Origin of the sequence: Clostridioides sp. ES-S-0048-02 (assembly GCF_020658495.1) — a bacterium.
Classification (GTDB): Bacteria; Bacillota; Clostridia; order Peptostreptococcales; family Peptostreptococcaceae; genus Clostridioides.
This window is the reverse complement of the sequence record NZ_JACVWH010000004.1, coordinates 1-14,739: the sequence shown is the minus strand read 5'-3', so window position 1 is coordinate 14,739 and position 14,739 is coordinate 1. Positions and strand designations below refer to the sequence as shown.

13 protein-coding genes and 1 pseudogene are annotated in these 14,739 nt (G+C 28.7%); all 14 read left to right on the top strand.

Annotated features, from left to right (window positions below; translation table 11 throughout):
• Positions 1 to 46: 46 nt before the first annotated feature.
• Positions 47 to 427, top strand: a pseudogene (locus tag IC173_RS06970) (MerR family transcriptional regulator); the annotation flags it as partial.
• Positions 428 to 492: 65 nt separating this feature from the next.
• The gene (locus IC173_RS06965) at positions 493 to 657 is read left to right on the top strand and encodes a hypothetical protein (protein ID WP_227432617.1); all 165 of its coding nucleotides are present in this window, start codon (positions 493 to 495) and stop codon (positions 655 to 657) included.
• Positions 658 to 981: 324 nt separating this feature from the next.
• The gene (locus IC173_RS06960) at positions 982 to 2,100 is read left to right on the top strand and encodes a C45 family autoproteolytic acyltransferase/hydolase (RefSeq protein WP_227824168.1); all 1,119 of its coding nucleotides are present in this window, start codon (positions 982 to 984) and stop codon (positions 2,098 to 2,100) included.
• A 157-nt stretch (positions 2,101 to 2,257) separates the two neighbouring features.
• Positions 2,258 to 3,127, top strand: a complete 870-nt coding sequence (locus IC173_RS06955; protein ID WP_227432619.1) for an AraC family transcriptional regulator — start codon at positions 2,258 to 2,260, stop codon at positions 3,125 to 3,127.
• A gap of 379 nt (positions 3,128 to 3,506) precedes the next feature.
• A complete protein-coding gene (locus IC173_RS06950; RefSeq protein ID WP_227432620.1) occupies positions 3,507 to 4,052 on the top strand; it encodes a PTS glucitol/sorbitol transporter subunit IIC in 546 nt (181 codons plus the stop codon).
• Between the two features lie 12 nt (positions 4,053 to 4,064).
• Positions 4,065 to 5,078, top strand: a complete 1,014-nt coding sequence (locus IC173_RS06945) for a PTS glucitol/sorbitol transporter subunit IIB (protein WP_227482828.1) — start codon at positions 4,065 to 4,067, stop codon at positions 5,076 to 5,078.
• Between the two features lie 220 nt (positions 5,079 to 5,298).
• Entirely contained in the window at positions 5,299 to 7,272 is a 1,974-nt protein-coding gene (locus IC173_RS06940; protein WP_227482827.1) for a BglG family transcription antiterminator, read from the top strand.
• A gap of 50 nt (positions 7,273 to 7,322) precedes the next feature.
• The gene (locus IC173_RS06935; protein ID WP_227432623.1) at positions 7,323 to 7,682 is read left to right on the top strand and encodes a transcriptional regulator GutM; all 360 of its coding nucleotides are present in this window, start codon (positions 7,323 to 7,325) and stop codon (positions 7,680 to 7,682) included.
• 28 nt (positions 7,683 to 7,710) lie between these two features.
• Positions 7,711 to 8,067 (top strand): PTS glucitol/sorbitol transporter subunit IIA, encoded by a 357-nt coding sequence (locus IC173_RS06930; RefSeq protein WP_227432624.1) that lies wholly within the window; start codon positions 7,711 to 7,713, stop codon positions 8,065 to 8,067.
• A gap of 37 nt (positions 8,068 to 8,104) precedes the next feature.
• On the top strand, positions 8,105 to 9,397 hold the full coding sequence (locus tag IC173_RS06925; RefSeq protein WP_227432625.1) for an NAD(P)H-dependent oxidoreductase: 1,293 nt from the start codon (positions 8,105 to 8,107) through the stop codon (positions 9,395 to 9,397).
• 456 nt (positions 9,398 to 9,853) lie between these two features.
• Positions 9,854 to 10,492: a helix-turn-helix transcriptional regulator gene (locus IC173_RS06920; RefSeq protein WP_227432626.1), complete on the top strand. Its 639-nt coding sequence runs from the start codon at positions 9,854 to 9,856 to the stop codon at positions 10,490 to 10,492.
• A 6-nt stretch (positions 10,493 to 10,498) separates the two neighbouring features.
• Positions 10,499 to 11,341, top strand: a complete 843-nt coding sequence (locus IC173_RS06915; protein WP_227432627.1) for a pyruvate, water dikinase regulatory protein — start codon at positions 10,499 to 10,501, stop codon at positions 11,339 to 11,341.
• A gap of 63 nt (positions 11,342 to 11,404) precedes the next feature.
• Positions 11,405 to 14,032, top strand: coding sequence for a pyruvate, phosphate dikinase (ppdK, locus tag IC173_RS06910; RefSeq protein WP_227432628.1), 2,628 nt, complete (start codon positions 11,405 to 11,407; stop codon positions 14,030 to 14,032).
• A 123-nt stretch (positions 14,033 to 14,155) separates the two neighbouring features.
• Positions 14,156 to 14,401 (top strand): hypothetical protein, encoded by a 246-nt coding sequence (locus IC173_RS06905; RefSeq protein ID WP_227432629.1) that lies wholly within the window; start codon positions 14,156 to 14,158, stop codon positions 14,399 to 14,401.
• Positions 14,402 to 14,739: the final 338 nt, after the last annotated feature.

The following is a 14,739-nucleotide window of genomic DNA, read 5'->3' as shown; positions in this document are numbered from 1 at the left end:
TATAAGGAGTGTGATGCTTATGACAATTAAATAAGCCTCAAAACGTACTGGAATATCAGTCGATAATTTGCGTTATTATGAAAGGATTGGTTTGATTCCACCTATTCCTAAAAATAAATCTAGAATTCGTGATTATGATGAACGTGCTATTCATTGGATTGAGTTTGTGATGAAGTTTAAAAAAGCAGGTGCTTCTTTAGAAGCTATTATTGAATATGTACGACTTGCATGCTCTGATGATGATACAAAGGAAGTACGTAGAGAAATATTGGTGGAAGTAAAGGAAGATTTGACTACACAGATTAGTAAACTTCAAGAATGTTTAGATGTTGTTGAGTATAAAATTGAAAATTACTATAACCTGTGTGACCCTGTAACACAAAAAATGGTTAAGGAGTGGAAAGAAAAGCATGAATATAAAAAATAATGCTTGACCTTAAGTTGAGTTAAGGGAATACAATATAAAAAATAAAATAAAAGAGGTAATTATATATGAAAAAAGATTTAGGTTCTGTAATAGGATTATATCCTACACCATTAGTAGTAGTTGGAGTAGTAATTAATGAAAGACCTAACTGGATGTTAGTAGGACATTTAGGTATTATTGGACATGACCATATTATGGTAAGTTTAGCAAAATCGATTATGATAAATTAAAACCAATTTTATTTGAAATGCCTGGATATACATATTTAAAAACAGGAAATACATTTGCTAAATGTATGACACTTAGAAATAATGAAGGGGAATGATTATAATGCACTAGTAAAACAAGCCCAACAAGAAATACAAAAAGGTATTATGCCTAGTATTAAAAAAACATCATATGATTTAAATGATATAGAAACTTAAATAATCCTATATAAATCTGGTACTTATTAGACCTTTTAGATTTGTTAACTTATCATAGCAAAAAATATCATGAAAGGTTATAGCTCTGATGATAAAATTAAATACAAGATATATGTAGGAGGAAACAATATGGAGACTTTAAAAGTAAGAACTTTCGAATTATGTGGTACAAATTATGAAATAGGGTATGAGTTAGGAAAATCAATTGTAAATATACCAGAGTTGATAGGTGAACAAATTAATAAATCTAATGTTTTAACTAAAGAAGAAGAAAATCATATGGTGGAGTTATTTGATAAATATTGTCCAGGGCTTAATGAAGAATTACAAGGTTTTGCTGATGCTATTCATGTAAATCAGAATCAAATTTTATACTATACTATGACATATCTTAGACCAGGTTGTAGTCAAGTTGCATTAGCACCAGAATTAACTGAAAATGGTCATGTACTATTTGCACGTAATTTTGACTTTTCACACAAGATGGAAGATTTTGTGTTATGCAAAACTAAGGTAGCTGGTAAATACGCACATATTGGGACTACAGTAATGCAGTTTGGTAGAACTGAGGGAATGAATGAATGTGGTTTAGGTGTGAGTCAGTCATCTTGTGGTTTACCTGTAGGTAATTCAGAGGGACTGAGAAAGCCAGCTGTTGTAGGTTTACAATTTTGGGCTGTTATTAGATATTTGTTGGAAAACTGTAAGGATGTAGAGGAAGCATTGGTATATATAGAAGACATGCCAATAGCATATAATATTAATTTATTGATTGCAGATAAGTCTGGAAATATTGCACTTGTAGAAACTTTAGATGGAAGAAAAGACATAAATAGAATAAATAAGGCAGAAAGTGAAAGGGAATCATTTTTGCATTCTACAAATCATGTCCATATTGAGGAACTTCATAAACTAGAACCACAATCAATGAGCAATTCTATTCATAGATATAAATTAATTAAAGAGTATATAGAAAGTTCTAAAAAGATTGGAGAGAAAGATTTAATTAATTTATTGACTTCAAAATATCCACAAGGTCTATCTTGTAATTATTATAATGATTTTTTTGGAACTTTAAAAAGTATAGTTATGGACCTAACTATGGGAAAATTTAATATTTTATGGGGTGGATTGGAAGACAATGGTTGGAATAGTTACTATTTAAATGATAACTTTAAGTATACAACACAACTTGTAAATATAAATATAGAGAAATCACCATCAGATTTTTTTAAATTAATTGAATAAGAAATACTCTGATTATCCTATGTAGTTATATATACAAAATAAAATGAAAGTGCTACATAATGTTGCATTGTTTATGATATTTTAGTATAGTAAACAAAATAGTGTTACTTAAAATATTATAATACTTGAGAATATTAAAGAGAATAGGGGTATAACCTTGGATTACTTAAAGTATTTTGAAAAAGCTATAATATATATTGAAAATAACTTAAAAGAAGATATAAGTGTAAATGATGTAGCAAAAGAATCTGGATATTCTTATTATCATTTAACACGTTTATTTAAATCTATGTTTGGTGAGAGTGTAGGAAGTTATATAAAAAAAAGAAGATTAGTTAATAGTTCTAAAGAACTTTTATACAGTGATAAAAAGGTACTAGATATAGCAATTGATAGTGGTTTTGAATCTTCAGAAGCATTTAGTAGAGCATTTAAATCTATATACAAGGTCAGTCCCATAGAATATAGAAAAAATAGAATAGATGTATTTGTTGGAAAGAAGAAAAAACTAGAATTAGATTTTATGAAACATTTAGTTGAAAATGTAACAATCAAACCAGTTATAAAAGAGATAGATTCAATAAAAGTAATTGGTATAAAAGAAAAAGTAACACTAGAAGATGAGTCATTACCTAGTTTGTGGGAAAAATTTAGAGAAGTATACAATATGGTGCCAAACACTTTGCCATCAAACAGAGCATTTGGAATTTGTGAAGCAACTCCACAAATACATCTACTTAGTGAAACTATGGAATTTAACGAAATAATAGGGCTTGAAGTTAGTAGCTATGAAAATATACCAAGTTTATTTGTTTCAAAAAATATTGATGGAGGAAAATACGCTGTATTCACTCATACTGGTAGCTTGGACAAGCTAGATAAAACTTATGAATATATATGGGGAACTTGGTTCTTAAGCACAAAGGAAAAAATTGATATAAGAGATGATTTCGAGATATATGATGAAAGATTTTTAGGACCTGATAATGTAGATTCACAGATTGATATTTGTATACCTATAAAATAACTGTAGATAAAACTAAAAATAAGTTGAAATAGAAAATAGATGCTCAGAAAAGAGCATCTATTTTTTTATTTATAGTAGCTATCGACAATTTCGATAATAAAATAAATAAAAACAAGTTCTTAAATTTCTAAGAAAAATTTAAAATATAGTCACAATAAAATTTGTATATTTCTGAAAATTCTAATTAGTACAACTTTTTCCTTTGCAAAGTTGAAAAAAGATGTATTAATTTATCAAAAATATTATATTAAAATGATATTAATCAAAGAAAAACATTTATAATAATAGTATATCTTACAGAAAAAGGATGCAATTTGTAGAATTAAAGCTAGTCAATAAAATTAAAAATTTAAAGAAATTATAGGGAGGTTATAATCTTATGGAAAACGTTATTACAGGTCTAAGTAAAGGTGCAGAGTGGTTTATTGGTTTATTTCAAAAGGGAGGAGAACAATTTGTAGGTCTTATATCAGGGACTCTTCCAACATTAATCGTTTTAATGGTAGCTATTAACTCATTGATTAAAATAGTTGGTGAAGAAAGAGTAAATAAATGGGCTTCTAAACTTGGAAGAAATGCTTTTACAAGATATACTTTGCTTCCATTAGTGTCAGTATTTTTCTTAGGAAATCCTATGTGTTATACATTTGGTAGATTTCTAAAAGAGGAACATAAAGCAGGATTTTATGATGCAGCTGTTTCATTTGTACATCCAATTACAGGACTTTTCCCACATGCAAATGCAGGAGAACTTTTTGTATGGCTAGGTATTTCAGCAGGTTTAACTACATTAGGTAAGGAAACAACTACATTAGCATTATGGTATTTTATAGTTGGTCTAATTGTGATTTTTATAAGAGGTGTAGTAACAGAAAAAATGTACGCATTTTTAACAAGAAAAAATAAAGCAACAAATAAGGCTTAGGAGGGGTTTAAAATGGATGCAAATAGAGTATTAAAGATAGAAAAGGGAACTTCTGGTTGGGGAGGACCTTTATACATAAAAAAAGAAGCAACTAGAAATAAAATATTGTCAATGACTGCTGGTGGTATTCATGAAGTGACATTAAAAATAAAAGAATTATTGGATTGTGAGGTTATAGATGGATTTAAAACTGGGATTCCTGATGAAGAGGTGGCAGTAGTTATTATTGATTGTGGTGGAACAGCAAGGTGTGGGGTTTATCCAAAGAAGAAAATACCTACAATTAATGTAAATCCAGTGGGAAAAACAGGGCCTTTAGCAAAATTTATAACTGAAGAATACTATGTATCAGATGTTAATATTAATTGCATAAGTATTTTAGATGGTGAAGAAACACAAAAAAAATCTCAAGAAAATAAAAATGAAAGTCAAAGTTCTATTAGAAAGCCTGATAATTATAATGAAGTAAAATCAAAAGCTCAAGAAGAATATGCGAAGAAAAACATAATACTTTCTATTGGGCAAGGAGCAGGACAAGTAGTATCAAAGTTTTATGATGCGGGTAGAGATACTATCCAAATGATAATGAATAATGTAATACCATTTATGGCATTTGTAAGTATGCTTATGGGAATTATTTTGGCATCTGGGTTAGGTGATTGGATTGCAAAGGTAATATCACCACTTGCAGGAAACATTGGTGGTTTGTTAGTTATATCAATAATTTGTACACTTCCATTTTTATCACCTATATTAGGTCCTGGAGCAGTTATAGCACAGGTAGTAGGTACTCTTGTAGGAACACAAATTGGTCTTGGTGCAATACCAGCATATTTAGCACTTCCTGCTTTATTTGCAATAAATGGGCAAGCTGGCTGTGACTTTGTCCCAGTAGGATTAAGTTTAGGAGAAGCAGAACCAGAAACCGTGGAATATGGAGTACCAGCATTATTTTACTCTCGTTTAATAACTGGGCCAATATCTGTAATTATTGCGTATGGCGTTGCAATATTTGCATTAAGATAGTATTTTATGTTGTTATGAGATTTAAACTTAATTAATAAAATTGTAAATGTAAACTTAAGCTAGTCAAAATTTTAGTTAATGAAAGACTAGCTTTTGTAGTATTAATTAGGAGTGATTATTGATTTGGATTAATACTAAATTTTCCTCTAGCAAAGTGAAATTTTATGTATTAATTTGGTTTCAAGTTTGTACTAGAATGAAATCAAGGAGGAGATGCAAAATGAATGTAACTGAGAAAATTCCTTCTATTGACCGTAAAATATTCAAGATATTGATTATGTGTAGTAAAAAAGAGTTTGTAAGTATTGATTCAATAGCAGACGAATTGAATGTTACAACCAGAAGTGTCAGAACATATATAAAGCAATTGAATAAAGATTTAGGAAGTAACATAGCAATAATAAAATATATAAAAGGTCAAGGCTATAAACTAGAGATAAAAGATAAGCAAATACTCAATAAGATTATTGATGTGAATAAAAAAAGTGTATTTTCATTAAATTCAAAGGAAGAGAGGGCAGAGTTTATACTAAATTATTTGATAGAACTAGATGGATTTATTACACTGGATAGTCTAGCAGATGAGATGTGTATAGGAAGAACTACACTAGTAAATGACTTTCAATATGTAGAAAAGGTATTAAATTCTTATAATTTGAATTTAGTAAAAAAGCAAAATACAGGAATGAAATTACATGGTAGTGAACTTGATATTAGGTTACTTATATTAAATCAGTTGTATAAAGATTCAAGAAAAGATTTAAATAATTCTAAGTACTTTAAATGTATCAAAAAAGAAGAAATTGCAAGTTTAGAAGAAGAATTATTGACTTTATTTAAAAATAATAATTTTTATGTTACAGATGAAATGCTCAGAGAAGTTTTTAATTACATAGTAGTTTTGATGTATAGAGTAAAAGAACAGAAGATAGTAAAAGAGTACGATGTAAAATTTGATTTACTTAAGTCATATGATGAGTATCTTATTGCTGGGGAAATAAAGAATATTTTATCAGAAAAATTTGAATATATTTTAAATGATGAAGAAATTATTTATTTAACTATACCATTAGTAAGTGGAAATGCACCAGCATCAGAATGTGCTTTAAATAGTAGTAGAATAAATAAAAATATTGATGATTTAATGGAAAGCATATTCAATCAGATATATGTTGATATGGGTATTTTTATAAATGAGGATGAGTTAAGGGTAGGACTTGGATATCATCTTAGTTTTACACTGAACAGGCTATTATTTAATATAAAATTAAAAAATGTATTGTTAGAAGAAATCAAACAAAACTATATACTTCCATTTAAGCTGGCACAAATAGCAGGAAAAGTAATAGAGAAAAAATATAATCTAGAAGTTTCTGAGGATGAAATTGGTTATATAGCAATTCATTTTAGTGGATACTTAGAAAGAAATAGTAGTAGATTTTATTCAATTAAGAAAATAGCAATTATATGTGGGACAGGTCTTGGAACAGCAAAACTATTAAAAATAAGAGTTGAAAAATTGATAGGAAATAATCCTAAAATTGATACTCTTTCAAGTTTTAATTTGAGAAACATTAATTTAGATGAATACGATATAGTTTTTACAACTATTGATTTAGATACATCAAATATAAATACAATAGTATTAAAAATCAATACAATATTTGATGAAAATAAATTGAGGGAACAATTAAAGACCGTATTATGTTTAAGAGAAGGCAACATAGATACTACTGATTCTCCAAATTTACTAATAAATAATTTGTTAAATGAAAATAAATTTATGATATTAAATGAAAAAACGATACTTGATTCATTAGAAAAAATGATGGACAATCTTATGGATTTGGGATGTATTGATGATAATTTTAGAAAAAATATAATCAAAAGAGAAGAAAAATCTCCTACAGTTTTTGATAAAGGTTTATTATTTCCTCATGCTGTAAATGAAAAGTCAGATAAATTTTTAATGGCAGTTGGGGTTTTAGAAGAGCCAATATTTTATGCAAATAGAAGTATAAAAATAATACTTATGACAATGTTTCCATGTGAGGATAAGGTGGATTCAGATTTATTGGTAAAGATTTATGAAGAAGTTTTAAAGATAGGACAAAATGTAAAATTAACAAATAAGATAAGTAAATGTAGAAGCTTTGTAGAATTTAAAAAAGTATTGATTGAGAATATTATATAAGTTTTGTATAGGACTAAAAAAACAAATTAATTTATGAAAGGTGTGTAAATATGAAACTACTTATAATTTTATTTGTTGTTTATGTTTTAAATACTTTGTTTGTAATGAATCAGAATAAACTATATTTCAAAGCCTTAAATAAAGCTAAAAAAATGGGCGATATAGTGTCTACAGGAAAAAAGAAAAGTTATTTTTCTAAAGGAAGTATAGCTATTATATCTTCAGATTCAGAGGGATTTATAAAGTGTGGAGAAATTTTAAAAGGTCGCACAGTGATGGCTAAGTTTAAAGAGATTGAAGATATAAAAGGATTGGACATATATAGTGCAGAGCAAAAATTTAAAGATGAAGAAAGTATTGTACAAGCTATAAAATTTATAAAAGAAAAAATAAATGTTTCTTTTAATTAATCTAATATAAATTATCAGGAGGGATATCATGAAGTATGAAGTTAAGATAAGTGGGATAGGCAGTTTAGTTGAAGAATTAATAAATGAAAGCAACTGTCTTATTATATACGATGAAACTATTAATGATGAAGATTTGAAAGATATATCTGTAATTCATTCAATATCAACATTAAAAAGTAATGTTGAAATAGGGGATACACTTACAATAGGAAATCGAGATTATTGTATAGTTTCAGTTGGTGATATTGCTCAAAATACTCTTAGAGAAATTGGTCACTGTACAATTAAATTTGATGGAGAAGATAAAGTAAATTTACCTGGAGAAATACATGTAGAAATTGGAAAACCAGATATAAAGATTGGAGATTTAATAACTATTTATTAATTTGAAAAATAAAATTATTATAACAGGAGGAATTGATATGTTAGATTTAAACAGAAAACTTGCAAAGCTAGAAGAAGAAGGTAAAAAAATAAAAGTAGCTCTTATAGGTGCTGGTCATATGGGTAATGGAATGGTAAGTCAAATGGCAAATATGAAAGGAATGGAAGCATCTATTGTTGTAGATATAAATCTAGAATTAGCTCGTAAAGCATTTACTGATGCAGGTATAGAAGAAGAAATCATAGATAATGTAACAAATGAAACAGATGCAGAATTAAAATTACAAGAAGGAAAAGTATTAACATGTAATGACTTTCTTGTGGCTTGCAAAACAAAGTCAATAGATGTAGTTATAGATGCAACAGGAGGTATTGCAATTGGTGCAGAAATAGCACTAAATGCTATTTTAAATAAAAAACATATAGTAATGTTAAACGCTGAAACTGATTGTGTTGTTGGTCCAATACTTAAAAAATTAGCAGATGACGCAGGAGTAATATTTACAGGTTCTGCAGGAGATGAACCAGGGGCAGTAATGGGTCTATTTGATTTTGCAGATGCAATGGGATTTGAAGTTAGAGTAGTAGGTAAAGGTAAAAACAATAAACTAGATTTAGACTGTAATCCTGATACTGTAAAAGAAGAAGCAGAAAGAAAAGGAGCTTCACCTCATATGATAGCTTCTTTTAAAGAAGGTACTAAAACAATGGTAGAAATGGCTTTAATGTGTAATGCAACTGGATTTGTACCTGATGTAAGAGGTGGGCATGGTATTGAAGCTACAGTTAATGAAGTACCTAAGAAATATGCATTAAAAAGCGAGGGTGGAGTATTAGATAATTATGGTGTAGTTGATTTTGTAAATGGTATAGCACCTGGTGTTTTCGTTGTAGTTGCTCATAAATTAAAAGCAGTTAATGATGAATTAAAATACTTAAGTATGGGTGATGGACCTAATTACATATTATATAGACCATATCATTTATGCAGTTTAGAAACTCCTTTATCAGCAGCAATGGCAGTTTTAGAGCATAAGGCTACAATAGTGCCTAAAGCTGGATTAGTTGCAGAAGTTATGACTATAGCTAAGAAAGACTTGAAAAAAGGTGAGTATATGGATGGATATGGTGCATATACATGCTATGGCACTATAGAAAAATATGATGTTGCAAAAGAAATGAATGCTGTACCTATTGGTTTAATCAGTAAAAAGACTAAAGTTATCAAAGATATTAAAAAGGGTGAAGTTATAACATATGATATGGTAGAGATAGAAAAAGATACTACTTTATATCATTTAAGACAATTACAAGAAAAAATATTTGGATAAAATTTATTGTATAATAATATAATATAGATGTTATTTAAAAGAGGGTTGATGGTTATTTTAAAATCAGCCCTTTTAAATTTTTTTATATTTTTTGAGAGAGTGTTTTGATAAATCTTATTTTATAGTTTGTTTACAGTTAAAAATCTTACTAGTAGGTTTAATTTAAATTAATTCTGCAATTTTATATTCATATTTAAGATAATATAATTAAAAATTTTAATATAAAATGAATTAAAATAGCCAATTATGTATTATAATATTAACTGTAATACTAATATAGTTCTATTAATTAAAGAAATATCCCCCATTAATATACAATAAATATCTTTAAGCAAAAGAACTTGGTAAAAAATATATCGTATTCAATAAAAAATCTGTTTACAGAATGGTATATATAGTTATATAATATACTATATAAGATACGAAAAGATAAAAAGTATAGCACAATGAAAGAAGGTGATTATTATTCAGCTTAATGAAAGACAACTAAAAATAATAGATATAGTTAAGGAAAATGAACCAATAACGAGTGAAAGTATTGCCTCCAGCTTGAATGTGACTCGTGCTACACTTAGATCTGATTTAGCTATATTAACAATGACAGGAATACTAGACGCAAGACCAAAAGTTGGATATTTTTATTCAGGAGTTAGTGAAATTAATTTAATTGGTAAAAGTATAAAAGAAAAAACAGTAGAAGATATAATGAGCATGCCTGTACTAGCTAAGAAAGACGAAAGTATATATGATGTAATAGTCACTATGTTTTTATCTGATGTAGGGAGTATAGTTATTATAGATGAAAATGAAGAATTATGCGGAGTTGTTTCTAGAAAGGACTTATTAAAAGCAACTATAGGAGGTTCTGATATAAATAAGATGCCAATAGGTATGATAATGACAAGAACTCCAAATGTAGTTACTTTGACTAAGGGAGCAAGTGTTTTATTGGCTTCAAAAAAAATAATAGAACATGAAGTAGATTCGATTCCAATTGTTGAATATAAAGAAGAAGACAAAAACCATATGAGAGTTGTTGGGAGAATATCAAAAACCAACATAACTAAGCTATTTTTAGAAATAGTTGACAATTAAGGAGGTATGCTGGTGAAAAACCTAATTATATATGCAGTATCAGACTCAGTAGGAGAGACTGCACAACAAGTTGCAAAAGCATGTATGTCACAATTTTATGTAAATGAAACTTATGAAATAAAAAGATTTCCATATATGATTAATAAGGGAGTATTACTTGAAACACTAGAAAATGCAAAAGCTGAAAACGCTTTGATTGTATATACATTAGTTGATGAAGAGCTATGCAGTATTGTTGAAAGATATTGCGAAAGAGAAGGTCTTAGTTGTATAGATTTGATGACAGATATATTAAGGGAAATAAGTAAAAGAACTGGAAGAAAACCTAAAAGAGAAGCTGGTATAATCAGAAAATTAGATGAATCTTACTTTAAGAGAGTTGAGGCTATAGAATTTGCAGTAAAATATGATGATGGAAAGGACCCTAGAGGAGTTCTTCAAGCAGACATAATTTTAGTGGGAATATCAAGAACATCTAAAACTCCTTTAAGTATGTATTTAGCTAATAAAAATATAAAAGTAGCTAATGTACCATTAGTTCCAGAAATACCAATTCCTAAAGAAGTATTTGAAATAGAAACTAAGAAGATAATAGGTCTTACTAATTCACCTGAAAAGTTGAATGAAATAAGAACTCAAAGATTAAAAGCTTTAGGGCTATCTAGTAAAGCTAATTATGCTAACTTAGAAAGAATACTTCAAGAATTAGACTATTCAGAAGAAATAATGAAGAAAATTGGATGCCCAGTAATAAATGTTTCAAATAAAGCAATTGAAGAAACTGCAGGTATAATTTTAGACATAATGAAGGAAAATGGTCTAAAAATATATAAAGAAATAGAAATTTAATAAAATGTTTAATAATAAAAATGATATAAATTAAAATAAAAAAGATTAATGGGGGATTTAACAATGGAAACTAAGTATGTTTATAGTTTTGGTGAAGGAAGCAAAGACATGAAATCTTTACTAGGAGGTAAAGGTGCCAATTTAGCAGAAATGACTAAGATAGGCTTACCTGTCCCTCCTGGGTTCACTATAACAACAGAGGCATGTAATGACTACTATGTTAATAATGAAAGTATAAGAGCAGAAATAATAAAAGAAATAGAAGCACATCTAGCTACTTTAGAAAAAGATTTAAACAAGACATTAGGATGCAATAAAAATCCACTACTAGTATCAGTTCGTTCTGGTGCAGTATTCTCTATGCCAGGAATGATGGATACAATACTTAACTTAGGTCTTAATGACAATAGTGTTATTGGTCTAGCAGAAGCTACACAAAATGAAAGATTTGCATATGATAGTTACAGAAGATTCATACAAATGTTTTCTGATGTTGCTATGGAAGTGCCAAAATACAAATTTGAAAATGTACTAGATAGAGTAAAAGAAGCAAAAGGATACACAGTTGATACAGAACTTACAACTGATGACTTAAAAGAAATAGTAAAAGAATTTAAAGCAATATACAAAAAAGAAATAAAAAGTGATTTTCCACAAGACCCAAAAGAGCAATTAATGCTTGCTATAGAGGCAGTGTTTAGATCATGGAATAACCCTCGTGCAATCGTATACCGTAGATTAAATGATATAGCTCATAATTTAGGAACAGCAGTAAACATTCAATCAATGGTATTTGGTAATATGGGAGAAACTAGTGGTACAGGTGTTGCATTTACTAGAAATCCAGCTACAGGAGAAAATAAATTATTTGGTGAATTCTTAATGAATGCTCAAGGTGAAGATGTTGTTGCAGGTATAAGAACTCCTCAAAATATATCAACTCTTGCTGAAGTAATGCCAGCTGTATTTGATGAATTCGTAAAAATTACTCATATACTTGAAGGTCACTATAAAGATATGCAAGATATAGAGTTTACTATAGAAAATGAAAGATTATATATATTACAAACTAGAAATGGTAAAAGAACAGCAGCAGCAGCAATAAATGTAGTAGTTGATTTAGTTGAAGCTGGAATAATAGATGAAAAAGAAGCTATAATGAGAATTGAGCCTAATCAATTAGACCAGTTATTACATCCAAAATTTGAAGATAAAGCTTTAAAAGAAGCTAAAGTTATAGCAAAAGGTTTACCAGCATCACCAGGTGCAGCAAGTGGTAGAGTTTACTTCAATGCTGATGATGTAGTAAAAGCAAATGAAAAGGGAGAAAAAGTAGTTTTAGTTAGACTAGAAACATCTCCAGAAGATATAGAAGGTATGGTTAAGGCTGAAGGAATTCTTACAGCTAGAGGTGGAATGACATCACATGCAGCAGTTGTTGCTAGAGGTATGGGTAAATGTTGTGTTGCTGGATGTGGAGAAATAAAAGTTGATGAGTTTAATAAAGAAGTAAGAGCTCTTGATGATATAGTTATAAAAGAAGGAGAGTACATTTCTATAGATGGTTCTACAGGAAATGTTTACTTAGGAGATGTTAAGAAAACAGAAGTTTCTTTAACTGGAAACTTTGAAAAATTAATGCAATGGGTAGATAAGCATAAATGTATGATGGTTAGAACTAACGCAGATAATCCTAGAGATGCTCGTGCAGCTATAGAATTTGGTGCTGAAGGTATAGGTTTATGTAGAACTGAGCATATGTTCTTTGATGAAGACAGATTACCAGCAGTTAGAGAAATGATATTGTCTAATACAGTAGAGCAAAGAGAAAAAGCTCTTGAAAAAATATTACCAATGCAAAGAGAAGATTTTGTAGAGTTATTCAAAGTTATGGATGGAAAGCCAGTTAATATAAGATTACTAGATCCACCACTACATGAATTCTTACCTCATGATGATGAAACTATAGAAGAACTTTCAAAAACTATGGGAATAAAAGTAAGTGATATTAAGAAGAGAATAGTTGATTTAGATGAATTTAACCCAATGCTTGGCCACAGAGGATGTAGACTTGCAATAACTTATCCTGAAATATGTGTAATGCAATCTAAGGCAATAATACAAGGTGCTATAGAAGCAATAAGAGCAGGTGTTAAAGTATCTCCAGAAATAATGGTTCCATTAATTGGAGAAGTAAATGAGTTAAAGATAATAAGAAAAATGATAGTGGAAACTGTTGATGCTATAATCAAAGAAGAAGGAGTAGAAGTTCCTTATACTGTAGGTACTATGATAGAAATACCTAGAGCTTGTTTAACAGCTGATGAAATAGCACAAGAAGCAGACTTCTTCAGTTTTGGTACTAATGACTTAACTCAAATGGCATTTGGATATTCAAGAGATGATGCTGGTAAATTCTTAGGTCAATATGTAGATGAAGAAATATTAGAAAAAGACCCATTCCAAGTACTAGACCAAAATGGTGTTGGTAAGTTAGTTAAGATGGGAGTTAAATTAGGTAGAGAAGTTAAACCAGAATTAAAACTAGGAATATGTGGCGAACATGGTGGAGAACCATCTTCAGTAGAGTTCTGTTATAATGTAGGACTTAACTATGTATCTTGTTCACCATTTAGAGTGCCAATTGCTAGACTTGCAGCAGCTCAAGCATCTATAAAAAACCCTAGATAATAATATTATAAAAAAACTAATTTATATTATAGTAGGTGAAACGTATTTAATTATGTTGCATACATTATTGTAAGAGAGAAATTTCAACCAATAATTAAATTGAGTTTACTGGAGGGGATAAAGTTGACAAAGTGTCCTAAATGTGGAAAAGAAGTATCATCACGTCCAGGTAGTATATGCCCACGATGTGGATTTAAAGTAGTAGAAGAGAGTCTTAAAATGAGATGCCCAGAACCTAGCTGTAGAGCATTAGTATCTAGGAAATTGGACTATTGTCCTAAATGTGGATGTAAGCTGAAAGGATATAATATTTCAGAATTTGTTAATATGGTCAGATGTAAAATAGATGAAACATTTGATAAAAAGTAATTAAATTAAGCTTTAGACTTTATTTTGTAGTAAAGAATATATGTGTTCTTAGAATCAATAATATTTTAGTAAATAGAAAAAGAGTTGAACTAATAATAAGCCAACTCTTTTTCTATTTTATTGAGCAAATTTAGGTAATGTAAAATAATTTGTGCTTCAAGGTTAATAAAAATCTTCTTTATGGCAATGATTTAAATATAATCAAATGTCGTAAAGGAGATTTTTTATGAATACTTTAAGAAAACAATTAGTCAAAGAAATTATATCAGATGGAGAATTTATAAAATCTGGAGATATAAGTAGTTATCTAAGAGATATGTTCAAAGATATATTACAAG